The following is a 14,711-nucleotide window of genomic DNA, read 5'->3' as shown; positions in this document are numbered from 1 at the left end:
CGACCGCCGGTCCCACACGGGCCACAGCCGCGAAGCGGTGACGGCCCGAACGCTTCCGCCACGAGCGTGCCATGGGATCGCCATCAATCTCCACCCTTTCCACATGGGAGAATCGCACCGCAGGGCTGTGTTGACCAGCTGGGGGAACTCGATGCGCATCTCTGACCTGAGCCGCTACACCGGCGTGCCCGTCGCAACAATCAAGTTCTATCTTCGGGAGGGCCTCGTCCCACCGGGCCGACTGACTGGCCGCAACCAGGCGCAGTACGGCGAGGCGCACCGACGGCGCCTGCTCTTCATCCGTGCGATGACCGGCATCGGCCAGCTCGAGCTGTCCACAGTGATGGGACTGCTCACGGCCATCGAGGACGACGACCTCCCACTTCCCGGGCTGTACCGGACCGCCAACCGGGTGGTGTACCCGGACCTCGACAAGTCCAAGGCCGTCAACGACGTGACGGCCGAGCGCACCGAGGTCGACCGCCTCATCAACGAGCTGGGCTGGCAGGTGGGCGACGACGTCCCGGGACGGAACCGCCTGGCCCATGTCCTCGCAGCTCTGCGCCAGCTCGGCTGCAGCCACGGCACCGAGTTCTTCCATCCGTACGCACAACTCGCGGAACAGTCCGCGGACCGCGAGCTCAGTCTGCTGCCGCGCGACAACATGGAAGTGGAGCGGGCCGCCGCGGTGGCCCGCGCGGTGCTGCTCGACGCGGCGCTCGCCGCGCTGCGCGGGATGGCCCAGGAGCACCTGGTCACCCAGCGTTTCGGCAGACCGGCCGACACGTGCGGCGCGGCCCCGTCGACGCACGGCCGCTCCCCCACCACCGACGCGCCGCCGGCGAACGGCACGCGGCACGCCGGCGACCCGGCGACCGGGGTGCCCCAACAGCCTCCCCGCCAGGCCGACCGTGCCAGCTGAAAGGCACGTGGGAGACGGGCACAGGCACGTCGCCCGGCGGGAGCGCGGCGACACCCGCACCGGCCGCGGCGCGCGCACCTCAGTCGGCGTACGCGACCCGGTGGCGCCCGCGGGTGCTGGCCAGGTCCTACCGCGCGACGGTGCGCGCCGCGAGCCCGCCGTTCATCGGGAGTCACCCGCTGGGCCGGTGTCGTAGGAGGGGCCGTCGAGGAGCGTGGCCGGAATGCCGCGCCAGCGGTCTTCGCCGTTCTCGGCGGGAGAGTTTCCGAGCGTCTGCGGGGCATCCCGCCCGTCTCCGGCCGGCCCGCCGATGTGGTAGCCGGGACCGTCGAGGAGCGTGGCCGGGATACCGCGCCACGGGTCTTCGAGGTCCTCGTGGCGAGAGCCGGCGGCCGAGTCCTCGGCATCGCGCCCATCCTCACCGTGCGCATCGGTGGCGGTCATGTTCTCGCTCCTCACGTACCGAATCGCCATGGACACGGACGCCTCCACCCGGTCCGGGCCGCGCCGCTCAGGGCCGGGGGGCGGCGAAGAAGGTGGGGAACCGGGCGGTCAGACCGAGGTCACCTCGGGTCTTCAACCTGCCCTTCATCACCAGCATCACCGCGTGCGCGTTGCCCGTGACCAGGTGGACGAAATCAGCCGCGGCCAGGTTCAAGGTCAGCTGTGGCTGCCCGTCGGCGCGGGACGACAGAGTGCAGACGCCGTCGGCGATGACCATCTGGTAGGTGTCGACGCCGCCGTCCGGTCGATCGCCGATGCGCCAGTGCACCACCGCCCGGGTCCGGCCGGCGACCTCGGGCCGAAACGCGGACTGCATCCCGCCGATCAGGTGATCGAGGATTTCGGCACGCCGCTCACCGCGCATGACCTCGCGCAGTTCGTCGTCCGGAGTGTGCTTGACCAGACGGGCGAACTCGACCGGATCCATAGCTTCGACACGTGAATCGTGGATGGACATCAAACTCCTCCAAGCTCACCACAGCAGCGGTGCGACGTCCGCGCCCTCCGGTCATCGCCACCCCCTGTTCTCGTCACACATCCTGGCCCCGAGTTCGACCGGGGGCACCTCCCAGGCTGCGCAGGTGCCAGGGCCTGTCTGATCGGGTGTCGCCGGTGCCCTGCGCTGCGGGAACGGCACAGCGCGAGATGCCCGCCGATGCGCCCCGACGCCACGATGGTCGAATGCGACTGTCGCTGAATTTGGGACATCTGGTGGGCGCCGGCGATGCCGCCGGCCGGGTGCGGTTGGCCGTCGAGGCCGAGCGGCTCGGCTTCCACACCGTGTGGGCGGCGGAGGTGTACGGCTCGGACGCGGTGACGATGCTGACCTGGATCGCCGCGCACACCCGGTCCGTCAACATCGGCTCCGCCGTCATGCAGATGCCGGGACGCAGCCCCGCCCTCACCGCGATGACCGCCGCGACCCTCGATCGCCTGTCCGGCGGTCGGTTCCGGCTCGGCCTCGGCGTCTCCGGACCGCAGGTCTCCGAGGGATGGCACGGCGTGCCCTTCGCCGATCCGCTCGGGCGGACCCGTGAGTACGTCGACGTGCTCCGCCTCGCCCTGTCCCGGCGCCCGCTCGCCCACCCGGGCCGGCACTACCCGCTGCCGCTGGCCGGCAGCGCCGGCAGAGCCCTGCGACTCACCGTTCATCCGCCCCGCCCGGACCTACCGATCTATCTGGCCGCGGTCGGCCCGCGCAACCTGGAACTGGCCGGGGAGATCGGCGACGGCTGGCTCGCCCCATTCCTCAGCCCGGAGTTCGCGGCCGAGCAGTTGCGGCACGTCCGGGCCGGCCGGGACCGAGCCGGCCGGCCCATGGACGGCTTCGAGGTGATCGCGTCGGTGCCGCTCGCCGTCGGCGACGACGTCGGGCGGTGCGTCGACCGGGTCCGCGCGCACGTCGCCCTCTATCTCGGCGGCATGGGCAGTCGAGACCGCAACTTCTACAACCTCCTCGCCGCCCGCATGGGATACGCGGACGCCGCCCGTGACGTCCAGGAGCTGTACCTGGCGAAGCGGTACGCCGAGGCGGCCGCCGCCGTACCGGCGGACTTCGTCGACCGTACGTCGCTGCTCGGACCGGGGGACCGGATCGCCGGGCGGCTCCGCGAGTTCGCCGAGGCCGGCGTCACCGAGCTGGCGGTCACCGTCTTCGGCGGCGGCATCGGTGCCCTGCGGGAGGTTCACGAGGCGTACACCGCAGACCGGACGACGCCGCTCAGGCGGGGGTGACCGTCCGGTTCCAGTCGATCCGGTGCCGGTGCACCGGGCCGAACATCCGCTCGGGCTTCAGCACGGTGTGCCGCGCGACCGGGGCCAGCAGCCGCATGAGCGCGTACGCGACCGGGCCGGGTGCCTTGGCCTGATTGGCGCGCGCGGCATCGGCAGCGATCTTCTCCACCCGGGGCCGGCGCATCATCTCGTAGGTGGCGAACGCCGCCTGCACCCCGGGCACATCACGCAGGCAGCGGGCGAGCTGCACGGCGCTCTCCGAGGCCAACGAGGCGCCCTGACCGGACACCGGGGAGGGCGCGTGCGCGGCGTCCCCGACCAGCACCATCCGCCCGCGGTACCACGTCCGCAGCGGGGGCAGGATCTCGATGGCGCCGAACGGGAACACGTCCTGCGGCCCGGCCCGGTTGAGCACGTCGCGCGCCGGTACGTCCTCGGCGTGCACCCGGCGCAACCGGTTCAGCCATCGGTCCGCGGGCACCCGGCGCGCCTCGGACATCGCCATCGGCTCGTCGCTGGTGATGTTGCTGAACCAGTTGACGCGTCCGTCGGATCCGATCCAGTGGCCGAAGAAGGCGTCGTGCCCGTTCGCCAGATGCATGACGCCCGGCTCACCGACCGACGGCACCTCCACGGCGCCGCCCAGGCCGAGCATCCCGGTGTACTGCGCCGTGGGTGCGCCCGGGTCGATGAGGCGCCGGACGGCCGATCGGATGCCGTCCGCGCCGATCAGGACGTCGGCGGTCGCGCTGCTGCCGTCGGCGAAGCTCGCGGTGATGCTGTTCGGCGACTCCGTGGCGCCGACCAGACGCCGGCCGTAGACGATGCGGACACCCGCCGCCTCGGTCCGCTCGCGCAGCAGTCGTTGCAGGTCCGCGCGCTTGACCGCGCGGCTCGGCGGCAGATCGGGCAGGTGCTCGAAATCGCCGAACGGGCGGCCTCGGCCGTCCGTCATCACGGTGCGGCGGATGGGGCTGCCAAGGCGGTGCACCTCGTCCTCGACCCCGACGATGCCGAGCGCGTCGATGCCGTTGGGCGCCAGCATCAACTCGCCGCCGACATCGTCGGACGGTCGGTCGTACGCCTCGAACACGGTCGGCTCGATGCCTGCCCGGTGCAACGCGAGCGCCGCCACACTGCCGGCGATGCCGCTACCGATGATCATGGCTGTTCTGGCCTGTGTCATGCCGCTTCCTCCGAGTCGACGCCCCACTGCCTCGCGATGGAGCTGGTGTGTGGCCTTCGTACCCGTTTCACATCAGATGCCTTCTTCCAAAGTGCGGTGGCGGGTGCCCGTTACGACGAGACCGGGTGGGTGGCGAACAGCCACCCACCCGGTCGTCACGGTTCATTTGAAGGAGAGGCCCTTCGCCTTCATCGACGACTTGAGCGTGCTCAGGGCTTTGGGGCCCATCCCGTGCAGCTCCTTGACCTCGGACTCGCTGATCTTGGTGAACTGCTCCAGCTTGGTGTAGCCGGCACCCTCGAGCGCCCGCAGCGCGGGCTTGCCCAGTGAGCTCGGCAGATCGGTGCCTTGCGCCATCGTGTGACTCCCTTCGATTCTTTGGACGCGCCCGTCCGGCGTTCATGGTGCCCCAGCGACGGTGCGAAGGCGGTCCGGAAACGTTCCGGTCCCGGTGAGTCGCGCGCCGCGCCGCAAAGCGGCCGACCAGGGTCCGGGTCCAGCGGCACCACCCGTGCCACGCGTACGCGTTCGTGCGCAGTCGCCCCGAACACCCCGGCGGCGAAGATCCACACTGCCCCGCTGCGCACTGACGAAGGTGCGTCACCCTCCGTGCGAGGTCGACCATGGAGACGTTTTCCGGGGATTGGCGCACGGGCCCCGCCTGCAGAGAACCGACGCCGATCCAGTCCACACCGCCGCCCGGCTCGCACCGGCCCGACGCCACCCGTACGCCCGATCGAGAGGACCTCACGGTGACCGGACCCGACCCGATCCCCGCCCTGACCGCTGACGGTGACGAGCTGGACCGGCTGCTCGCCGGCCTGGACGACACACAGTGGAAGCTGGACACACCGGCTCCCGGTTGGACCATCGCCCATCAGGTGGCCCACCTGGCCGCGACATTCCGGCTGGCCGGTTTCGCCGCCGCGGACCCGGACGGCTTCCGTGCCCGCGTCGCGACTATGAGCGGTGACTTCGACCGCAACGTCGACGTGGCGCTGTCGGCCTATCTCTCCGACCCGCCGCACGTCCTGCTGAACCGGTGGCGGGAGGAACGCACCACGGCCGAGAAGGCTCTCGCCGCCGTGCCGGACGGTCAAGTGGTGCCCTGGCTGGTGCGGCCACTGCCCGCGCCCGTGCTCGCCTGCGCCGGCATGATGGAGCTGTTCGGCCACGGTCAGGACATCGCCGACACGCTCGGCGTGCGTCAGGTGCGGACGGACCGGATCCGGTTCCTGTGCGGCTTCGCCGTGCGCACCTGGGACTTCGGCTATCAGGCTCGCGGCGAGTCGACCCCCGACGTCGAGTTCGGCTACACGCTCACCGCTCCGTCCGGCGCCGTCTGGCAGTTCGGCCCGGAGGACGCCGAGCAGCGGATCTCCGGACCGGCCGAGGACTTCTGCCTGCTCGTCACGCGTCGCCGGCACCGCGACGACCTGTCCCTGACCGCGACGGGGGCCGACGCCGAGCACTGGCTGGACATCGCCCAGGCGTACCGCGGGCCGGCCGGTGCGAGTCGCAGGCCGGGACAGTTCGGCCGGTCCTGATCATGCCGGAGGCACCTCGTTTCAGCAGCGCAACCACGAAGGCGCTGCGCGACGCCCGCTGTTGCCAGGATGACGGAATGACCGTCGCGCCGCACGCCGCGGACTTCCTGCTGGGTGCCGCGGCACAGCGGCACGCCGGATCCGCACGCCTGGCGGCGCTGGGACCGGTGCACCGGGTGACGCTGCCGTCCGGCGGTCCGGCGTGGCTGGTGGTCGGGTACGACGAGGTGCGCCGGTGCCTGGCCGACACCCGCTTGGAGGGCCGCACCGGCGCGGTAGCCGACCGGCGCGGTCTTTCCGAGCGGCTCCGCCTCGGCATGAACAATCACATGCTGAACCGGGAACCGCCGGACCACACCCGCCTGCGCAGGCTGATCTCCGCGGCGTTCACCCGGCGGCGGATGGAGGACATGCGGCCACGCATCGAGCGGATCGCCGAGGATCTGCTGGACGCGATGGCCGGCGCGGACGAGGTCGACCTCGTCGCGGCGTACGCGTTGCCGCTGCCCATCCGGGTGCTCGGCGGGCTGCTCGGCATCCCCGAGTCGGACGACGCCTCCTTTCACCGCTGGACGACCACACTGACGGCGAGCGCGCTGAGCCTCGCCGAGCTGGAGGCGGCCGCCGGGGAGATGCTGGACTACGCCCAGGGCCTGCTGCGCGACAAACGCCGCGCGCCGGGTGACGACCTCCTCTCCGCCCTGGCACAGGTGCGGGACGGCGGTGACCGGCTCACCGAGGACGAGCTCACCTCCATGGTGTTCCTCCTGCTGATCGCCGGACACGAAACCACTGTCAACCTGATCGGCAACGCGATGCTGGCGCTGCTGACCGACCGGCCGCAGCTCGAGCGGCTGCGCGCCGATCCGGACCTGGTGCCGGACGCCGTGGAGGAGGTTCTCCGGTACGAGAGTCCCGTGCAGGTGGCCGCCCGGCGGGCGCGGCAGACGGTGGCCGTCGGCGGGGCCACCATTCCGGCCGGCGCGGTGGTGCTGGTCTCGCTGCTGGCGGCCAATCGCGATCCGGAGAAGTTCGCCGAGCCGGCCACGCTGCGCGTCGACCGGCCGCAGAACGCGCACGTGGCGTTCGGGCACGGACTGCACCACTGCATCGGCGCGCCGCTGGCCCGGCTGGACGCGACGATCGCCATCCGCGCGCTGGTGCGCCGCTATCCGCACCTGCGGCTGGCCAACCCGGCCGAATCGCTGGCCTGGCGGGCGAGCGTCGTCATGCACGGCCTGAACGCGCTGCCCGTGCGGCTGCGCTGAACTCCCGTCGCCCCAACCGATCTGGAAAGGAGGAGGCGTGACCGCGAACACCCAGGGTCTGGAGTCGGCCGAGGCCGGCCCGACCGTGGCCGACCTGATCCGGGCGCAGGCCCGGCGGCATCCCGAAGCGATCGCCGTGTCGGACGGCGACGTCGAGCTCACCTACGGCGAGCTGGCACGCCGCGCGGCCGGTGTGCGGGCGGCGGTACGGGCGTACGGTGCCGGACCTGGACGACCGGTGGCCGTACTCGCGTCCCCCGGCGCGGACCTGGTCGTCGCGCTCGTCGGCGCACTCAATTCGGGGGCGCCGATGGTGTGCCTCGCCGGCACCGGGACCGCGCACGCCGCGCTCGCCGATCTGGGGCCGGCGTGCGTACTCACCGACTCGGACCCGGACGATCCGGTACGCCGGGCGGTCGACGCGACCGGCGTGCCGGTGCTGGACCTCGCCGGCATCCCCGACGCCACCGACGCCACGGTGTCCGCCGTCGCTCCGGACGCGACCGCCTACGTGGCGTACACGTCCGGCACCACCGGACGACCCAAGGGCATCCGGCAGACCCACGCCGCGCTGGCCCAGTTCACCGGATGGTTCGCCGCCGAGTTCGGCATCGGTGCCGGCACCCGGCTGGCGCAGTGGGCGGCACCCGGCTACGACGCCTGCCTCGTCGAGGTGTTCGCGGCCCTGCGCGGGGGCGCCACGCTGTGCCCGGTGCCGTGGCGAATACGCGCGGACCCCGATCGCCTGGTGCCGTGGCTGTCCCGCGAGCGCGTGACGGTGCTCCAGACCGTGCCGAGCTTCGCCCGTGAGCTGGAGCCGCTGCTCGCCGGCGATCCGGCGTCGACCCGGCTGGCCGCCCTGCTGCTCGCCGGTGAGGCGCTGCCTTGCCCGCTCGCCCGCCGGCTCCGGGCGCGGCTGCCGCGGACCAGGCTGGTCAACCTGTACGGCCCGACCGAGACCATTCTCGCCACCTGGCACGAGGTGTCCGTCGCGGACACCGGTCCCGGCACCGTCGCGATCGGCCGGCCCATCCCCGGACGCGACCTGCTCGTGCTCGACGACCGCGACGGCCCGTGCCCGCCGGGCGAGATCGGGCACCTGGTGATCCGCAGCCGGTACGTCACCACCGGGTACGTGGGGGCGGCGGCCGCGGACAACGGGGTGTTCCACCCGCCGGCCGGCGTCGACGGCGTCACCCCGCACTACCGGACCGGTGACCTCGGCCGGTGGCGCCCGGACGGTGTGCTGGAGTTCCACGGCCGCCGGGACTTGCAGATCAAGATGTACGGCGTCCGCATCGAGCTCGCCGACGTCGAGGCCGCCCTGTCCGCGGACGAAGCCGTGGCCGCCTGCGCCGTGGTGCCCGTGACCGGCTACGACGGCCTGGTCGTCCGCCTCGACGCCTACGTCGTACCCGGCCCAGGCGGGACCCCGGACCACTGGCGCTCGGCACTGCGCCGCCGGTTCGGCGATCCCGTCCTGCCGGTCACCTTCACCACCGTGGATTCCCTGCCGCGCAACACCGGCGGCAAGGTCGACCGGCGCGCCCTGGCCGGCCTCCGTACCGGAAGAACGAAACACCGCGATCCGATGGAGTGTGCACTGTGACCCTTGTCGAGACCCAGACGACCGTCGACTTCGACGGCGAGACCGTCGGCGTGCCCGATGTGTGGAAGGTCGCGGTGGACCGCGTCCGCTGCGGCGTGAACCGGGACGCGCTGGGCCGTGCGGCCAGCAGCCGGGCCATGTTCGAGGACACCGTACGACGCGGTGAGCCGGTGTACGGCGTCACCACCGGTTACGGCGAGATGGTCTACATGCTTGTCGACACCTCGAAGGAGGTGGAGCTGCAGACCAACCTCGTGCGCAGTCACAGCGCCGGCGTGGGGCCGGACTTCGCCGAGGACGAGGCCCGGGCGATCGTGGCGGCCCGGCTCAACGCCCTCGCCAAGGGTTACTCCGCGGTCCGCCCCGAGGTGCTGGAGCGGTTGGCGCTGTATCTGAACGAGGGCCTGACGCCGGCCATCCCGCAGATCGGCTCGCTGGGAGCGAGCGGTGACCTGGCTCCGCTGGCACACATCGCCTCGACCCTCATCGGCGAGGGTTATCTGCTGCGTGGTGGTAGCCGCGTGCCGACCGGCCCGGTGTTGCGCAAGCTCGGCATCGAGCCGCTGGAGCTCCGCTTCAAGGAGGGCCTCTCACTGATCAACGGCACCTCGGGCATGACCGGCCTGGGCTGCCTGGTGGCCAAGCGCGCGCTCGACCAGGTACGCCAGGCGGAGGTCGTCACCGCGCTGGTGTTGGAGACCATGCGGGCGTCGACCAGTCCGTTCCTCGCCGAGGGCCACGACATCGCGCGTCCGCACCGCGGCCAGATCGACACTGCGGCGAACATGCGGGCCCTGATGCGGGGCAGCGGGTTGGCGCTGGAGCACGAGGACCTGCGCCGGCAGCTGCAGGCGACCGAGCGGGCCGCGAACGGCGTCTCCCGTACGGAGATCTACATGCAGAAGGCGTACACGCTGCGGGCCATCCCGCAGGTGGTGGGCGCCGTCCGGGACACCGTGTACCACGCGATGGAGAAGCTGGAGACAGAGGTCAACTCGGCCAACGACAACCCCCTGTTCTTCGTCGGCAAGGAGGTCTTCCACGGCGCCAACTTCCACGGCCAGCCGATCGCCTTCGTGATGGACTTCCTGACCATCGCGCTCACCCAGCTCGGGGTGTTCTCCGAGCGGCGCACCAACCGGCTGCTGAACCGGCATCTCAGCGACGGGCTGCCGGAGTTCCTCGTGGCCGGCGACCCCGGCCTGAACAGCGGGTTCGCCGGCGCGCAGTACCCGGCCACCGCGCTGGTCGCGGAGAACCGCACCATCGGGCCGGCCAGCACCCAGAGCGTGCCGTCCAACGGCGACAACCAGGACGTGGTCAGCATGGGCCTGATCGCCGCCCGCAACGCCCGGCGGGTGCTGGAGAACAACGACCGCATCCTCGCGGTGGAATTCCTGGCCGCGGCGCAGGCGGTGGACCTGCGGGGTGGGCCCGACGGGCTGAGCCCGGCCGCCCGGGCCACCTATGACACCGTCCGCGGCCTCGTGTCCACGCTGAGCGAGGACCGGTACATGTCCGACGACATCGAGCGGACCGCCGAGGCGCTGTCGCGCGGGGTGTTCCTGACGGAGCTGGAGCGCGCCGATGTCGTGCTGCGCTGACGGGGCTACGGCCGGGGCCACCACCACCACCAGCACGCCGGCCCCGGCCGACCGGGCGCAGTGGCTGGCCGCCCGCAGGGCGCTGCTGGAGCGGGAGAAGGAACTGACCCGGGCCCGCGACGCGGTGACCCGGCAGCGGCAGGCGCTGCCCCTGCTGACAGTCGACACGGACTACACGTTCATCGCCCCGGGCGGGCGCCGGCTGAGCCTGCTCGGCCTGTTCGAGGGCCGGCGCCAGCTCATCACGTACCACTTCATGGGTTCGTTGGAAGGGTACGGCTGGTGTCCGATCTGCTCGTTCTGGGTGGACAACATCGGTCACCTGGCACACCTGCACGCACGGGACACCACGCTGGTGGTGGTGTCACCGGAGCCGCCAGCGGAGACGGAGCAGTTCGTCAAGCGGATGGGCTGGACCGTGCCGTTCGTCTCCTGCCACGGCACCACGTTCTACGAGGACTTCCACGTGCGCCTCGACGACGACGAACCCGAGCCGGAGATGCCCGGCGTCAGCACGTTCCTGCGCGAGGGCGACGTGGTGCGCTACGCCTACTCCACCTACCGGCGCGGTAGCGACCTGCTCAACAACACCTACAACTACCTCGACCTCACCCCGCTGGGTCGCCAGGAAGATCACCTGGAGGACAAGATGGACTGGGTCCGCCACCACGACGACTACGAGAGGTGGTGAGCGGATCATGATCAACGTGTTTCAGCCGTCCCTCGGCGAGGCGGAGCTGAACGCCATCGCAGAGGTGTTCGGCAGCAACTGGGTCGGCAAGGGACCGCGCACCGCGGCGTTCGAGGCGGCCTTCGCCGGCCACCTCGGCGTGGACACGAGCAGGGTCACAGCGGTGAACTCGTGCACCGAGGCGACGTTCATCGCGATGCAGCTCGCCGGTGTGGGGCCCGGCACCGAGGTGGTGCTGCCGACCGTGAGCTTCGTCGGTGCGGGCAACGCCATTGCGGCGCACGGTGCACGTCCGGTCTTCTGCGACGTGGATCCGCACACTCTCAACCCCACCGTCGACGACGTGGCGGCGGCACTCACTCCACGCACCCGCGCAGTGCTGGCGCTGCACTACGGTGGCCGACCCGGTGACATCGCGGGCATCGCCGAGCTGTGCCGGGAGCGTGGGATCCTCCTCATCGAGGACGCCGCCTGTGCGGTGGACTCCAGCGTGGACGGCGTGCCCTGCGGCACGCTCGGCGACATCGGCGTGTGGAGCTTCGACGCACAGAAGATCGTCGTGGCCGGGGACGGCGGCATGCTCACCGCCCGCGATCCCGACCTGGTGGCGCGGGCCGCAAAGCTCGCGTACTTCGGTCTGGAGCAGTTCAGCGGCTTCTCTCAGGCCCGGCGCTCGGCGCACCGATGGTGGGACTTCGACATCTCGTCGTTCTCCAGGCGTTCGATCATGAACGACATGCAGGCCGCCGTCGGCCTGGTGCAACTGGGCCGACTTCCGGACTTCGCCGACCGGCGGAGAAAGGTCGAGGCTCGCTACGACAGCGGCCTCGCCGACGTGCCCGGTCTGACCCTGCCCCCGCCGCTGCCTCCCGGCCAGCGCAGCTCGCACTACCTGTACTGGGTGCAGATGGACGAGGGAATCCGGGACGACGTGGCCAGCGATCTGTACGCCCAGGGCATCTACACGACGTTCCGCTACCCCATCCTGCACCGGGTGGCCGCGTACGGGTCGACAGCGCGACTGCCCCGGGCCGAGCGGGCCGCCGAACGCACCCTGTGCCTGCCGATGCACCAGGCGCTCACCGACGACGACGTGGACGCGGTCGTCGCGGCGCTGCGCGCATCCCTCGCCCGTCGGCTCGGCCGGCACACCGTCGCGGCGGGAGACACCCGGTGACCGGCCGACACACGGTGGCCTCGGCCGCCTACGACGCCGACGTGGCCGAGATCTACGACCTGCTGTACGCGGGACGGGGCAAGGACTTCGCCGCGGAGGCGGACGCCGTGGCGCGCGTGGTCCGCGAGCGCCGGCCACAGGCCCGGTCGGTGCTGGACGTGGCCTGCGGGACCGGCGAGCACCTGCGGCGGCTGGCGGCGACCTTCCTGGAGGTGGCCGGACTCGAACTGTCTCCGGCGATGTGCGCTGTGGCGCAGGCCAAGCTGCCGTCCGGCGCCGTCCACGTCGGCGACATGCGGTCGTTCGCGCTGGGCCGCGAATTCGATGCCGTGTGCATCCTGACCGGCACCATCGGCTACGCCCAGGACGTCGACGAGCTCTGTGCGACGGTCCGGACGATGGCGGCGCACCTCGTTCCCGGTGGCGTACTGGTGATCGACCCGTGGTGGTCCCCGGACACCTTCCTCGACGGGCACGTCGCCCACGACGTGGTCCACGACGACACCCGTACCGTCGTGCGGGTCTCGCACTCGGCGCGGCAGGGGCAGGCGGCCCGGCACGAGGCGCACTACGTCGTCGCCGACGACGGCGGTATCCGGCACTTCTCCCACGTGCAGATGCTGACCCTGTTCACCCGGGAGGACTATCTCGAGGCCCTGCGGTCGGCGGGCTGTACCGCCGAGCATCTCACCGATGCCGGCGGTCTGCCCGGCCGTGGCCTGTTCGCCGGGGTCCGCCGATGACCTATACCGCCGAGTTCGCCGAGATCTACGAGTTCATCTACCGCAGCCGGGGCAAGGACTGGGCCGCCGAGGCGGAGACCCTGACCCGGTTGATCCGTGACCGGCGTCCGGAGGCCGCCAGCCTGCTCGACGTGGCCTGCGGGACGGGCGCACACCTGGCCACCTTCGCCGGCACCTTCGACGAGGTGGCCGGCGTGGAGCTGTCCGAGCCGATGCGTGCGACGGCCCGGACGCGCCTACCCGGCGTGCCCGTGCACGACGGCGACATGCGCGACTTTCGCCTGGGCCGCCGCTTCGACGCGGTCACCTGCATGTTCAACGCCATCGGCTACCTGGGCTCGGTGGCCGAGTTGCGTCAGGCCGTGTGGTCCATGGCGCAGCACCTGGAGCCGGGTGGCGTGCTGGTGGTGGAACCGTGGTGGTTTCCCGAGCGGTTCCTCGACGGTCATCTGGCCGTCGACTCCGACATCGACGGGACGCGGGCGGTGGCCCGGATGTCACACACCACCCGCACCGGGCGGATGTCGCACCTGGAGGTGCGCTTCCTGGTGGGGGACGCGGGCGGTATCCGGGAGTTCACCCAGACGTCGCACCTCATGCTGTTCAGCCGCGACGAGTACCTGGGTGCGTTCGCGGACGCCGGCTGCCCGGCCGAGTTCCTGGATGACGGGCTTACCGGGCGCGGCCTGTTCGTCGGGCAGCGCGGCTGAGACCAAGGAGAGCGACGATGCGCTACACCCGACTCGGCCGTACCGCCCTGGAGGTCAGCCCGCTGTGCCTGGGCACGCTCAATCTCGGTGTGCGCACCACGCGCGAAGAGGCGTTCCGCCTCATGGACGAGGCGCTGGACCACGGCATCAACTTCTTCGACACGGCGAACCACTACGGCTGGCAGGTGCATCGAGGGCTGACCGAGGAACTCATCGGCGCATGGTTCGACCAGGGCGACCGCCGGCGGGAGAAGGTGGTGCTGGGGACCAAGGTGTTCAACCCGATGAGTGACTGGCCCAACGACCGTGGGTTGTCCGCCCGGCACATCGTCGCCTCCTGCGAGGACTCCCTGCGGCGACTGCGCACCGACTGGATCGATCTGTACCACATGCACCACTTCGATCCACACGCCGGCTGGGACGAGATCTGGCAGGCGATGGAGATGCTGACCGGACAGGGCAAGATCCGGTACGTCGGCTCCTCGAACTTCGCCGGGTGGCACATCGCCGCGGCGCGGGAGACGGCGACCCGCCGGGGTCACCTCGGGCTCGTCGTCGAGCAGTGTGCCTACAACCTGGTGGCCCGGCAGGCCGAGGCGGAGGTGATCCCGGCGGCCCAGGCGTACGGCGTCGGGGTGTTCGCCTGGTCCCCGCTGCACGGCGGGCTGCTCGGCGGCGCGCTCCGGAAGCTGGCCGACGGCACCGCGGTGAAGACGGCGCAGGGGCGCGCGATGCGGGCCCTGGAGGACCGGTACGAGGCCGTCGCCGACTACGAGAAGTACTGTGCCGGTCTCGGGCTGGACCCGGCCGAGGTGGCGCTCGCCTGGGTGCTGGGCCGTCCCGGCCTGACCGGCGCGGTGATCGGTCCACGCACCGTGGCGCACCTGCGCGGTGCCCTCGCCGCCCTCGACAGCCCGCTCGACCCCGCGGTGATCCGGCGCCTGGACGAGCTGTTCCCCCCGGTCGCCGGCGCCAGCCCGCCGGCGGGCTGGTGAATCACGAACCCGAAGGAGAGA

15 protein-coding genes are annotated in these 14,711 nt (G+C 71.6%); 11 read left to right on the top strand and 4 right to left on the bottom strand.

Annotation, left to right across the window (positions count from 1 at the left end; translation table 11 throughout):
* Positions 1-151 precede the first annotated feature (151 nt).
* A complete protein-coding gene (locus ACIBEF_RS11345) occupies positions 152-922 on the top strand; it encodes a MerR family transcriptional regulator (RefSeq protein ID WP_396793211.1) in 771 nt (256 codons plus the stop codon).
* Between the two features lie 162 nt (positions 923-1,084).
* Here the strand turns inward: ACIBEF_RS11345 and ACIBEF_RS11340 are convergent, their stop codons facing one another.
* Positions 1,085-1,366 (bottom strand): hypothetical protein, encoded by a 282-nt coding sequence (locus ACIBEF_RS11340; RefSeq protein ID WP_396793209.1) that lies wholly within the window; start codon positions 1,364-1,366, stop codon positions 1,085-1,087.
* A 67-nt stretch (positions 1,367-1,433) separates the two neighbouring features.
* Positions 1,434-1,883: an SCP2 sterol-binding domain-containing protein gene (locus ACIBEF_RS11335; RefSeq protein ID WP_357204124.1), complete on the bottom strand. Its 450-nt coding sequence runs from the start codon at positions 1,881-1,883 to the stop codon at positions 1,434-1,436.
* Between the two features lie 224 nt (positions 1,884-2,107).
* On the opposite strand from ACIBEF_RS11335, the gene ACIBEF_RS11330 reads away from it, so the two are divergent.
* Positions 2,108-3,160, top strand: coding sequence for an LLM class F420-dependent oxidoreductase (locus ACIBEF_RS11330; protein WP_396793207.1), 1,053 nt, complete (start codon positions 2,108-2,110; stop codon positions 3,158-3,160).
* Here the strand turns inward: ACIBEF_RS11330 and ACIBEF_RS11325 are convergent.
* Complete coding sequence (locus tag ACIBEF_RS11325) at positions 3,147-4,346, bottom strand: FAD-dependent oxidoreductase (RefSeq protein ID WP_396793205.1); 1,200 nt, start codon at positions 4,344-4,346, stop codon at positions 3,147-3,149. The two genes, ACIBEF_RS11330 and ACIBEF_RS11325, sit on opposite strands and share 14 nt — an antisense overlap.
* 162 nt (positions 4,347-4,508) lie before the next feature.
* Positions 4,509-4,703, bottom strand: coding sequence for a DNA-binding protein (locus ACIBEF_RS11320; RefSeq protein WP_355008720.1), 195 nt, complete (start codon positions 4,701-4,703; stop codon positions 4,509-4,511).
* 395 nt (positions 4,704-5,098) lie between these two features.
* On the opposite strand from ACIBEF_RS11320, the gene ACIBEF_RS11315 reads away from it, so the two are divergent.
* From ACIBEF_RS11315 to ACIBEF_RS11275, 9 genes are all read left to right on the top strand, one after another.
* On the top strand, positions 5,099-5,893 hold the full coding sequence (locus tag ACIBEF_RS11315; RefSeq protein WP_396793203.1) for a TIGR03084 family metal-binding protein: 795 nt from the start codon (positions 5,099-5,101) through the stop codon (positions 5,891-5,893).
* A gap of 77 nt (positions 5,894-5,970) precedes the next feature.
* Positions 5,971-7,161, top strand: coding sequence for a cytochrome P450 (locus tag ACIBEF_RS11310; protein WP_396793201.1), 1,191 nt, complete (start codon positions 5,971-5,973; stop codon positions 7,159-7,161).
* Between the two features lie 37 nt (positions 7,162-7,198).
* Positions 7,199-8,770: an AMP-binding protein gene (locus tag ACIBEF_RS11305; protein ID WP_396793199.1), complete on the top strand. Its 1,572-nt coding sequence runs from the start codon at positions 7,199-7,201 to the stop codon at positions 8,768-8,770.
* Complete coding sequence (gene cmdF / locus ACIBEF_RS11300) at positions 8,767-10,374, top strand: tyrosine 2,3-aminomutase (RefSeq protein WP_357222101.1); 1,608 nt, start codon at positions 8,767-8,769, stop codon at positions 10,372-10,374. Before ACIBEF_RS11305 ends, cmdF begins: the two co-directional genes overlap by 4 nt.
* Complete coding sequence (locus ACIBEF_RS11295) at positions 10,358-11,065, top strand: DUF899 domain-containing protein (protein WP_396793197.1); 708 nt, start codon at positions 10,358-10,360, stop codon at positions 11,063-11,065. Before cmdF ends, ACIBEF_RS11295 begins: the two co-directional genes overlap by 17 nt.
* A gap of 7 nt (positions 11,066-11,072) precedes the next feature.
* Positions 11,073-12,242, top strand: a complete 1,170-nt coding sequence (locus ACIBEF_RS11290) for a DegT/DnrJ/EryC1/StrS family aminotransferase (RefSeq protein ID WP_396793195.1) — start codon at positions 11,073-11,075, stop codon at positions 12,240-12,242.
* On the top strand, positions 12,239-12,985 hold the full coding sequence (locus ACIBEF_RS11285) for a class I SAM-dependent methyltransferase (RefSeq protein WP_396793194.1): 747 nt from the start codon (positions 12,239-12,241) through the stop codon (positions 12,983-12,985). Before ACIBEF_RS11290 ends, ACIBEF_RS11285 begins: the two co-directional genes overlap by 4 nt.
* The gene (locus ACIBEF_RS11280) at positions 12,982-13,695 is read left to right on the top strand and encodes a class I SAM-dependent methyltransferase (protein ID WP_396793192.1); all 714 of its coding nucleotides are present in this window, start codon (positions 12,982-12,984) and stop codon (positions 13,693-13,695) included. The genes ACIBEF_RS11285 and ACIBEF_RS11280 overlap by 4 nt, the downstream gene beginning before the upstream one ends.
* 17 nt (positions 13,696-13,712) lie before the next feature.
* Positions 13,713-14,690: an aldo/keto reductase gene (locus tag ACIBEF_RS11275; RefSeq protein ID WP_396793190.1), complete on the top strand. Its 978-nt coding sequence runs from the start codon at positions 13,713-13,715 to the stop codon at positions 14,688-14,690.
* The last annotated feature ends 21 nt before the right edge of the window (positions 14,691-14,711 follow it).

The sequence above is a fragment of the Micromonospora sp. NPDC050795 genome, from assembly GCF_044456785.1.
Lineage (GTDB): Bacteria > Actinomycetota > Actinomycetes > Mycobacteriales > Micromonosporaceae > Micromonospora.
Note: the sequence above shows the minus strand (reverse complement) of the source record. Positions and strands in the feature narration are given on the sequence as shown.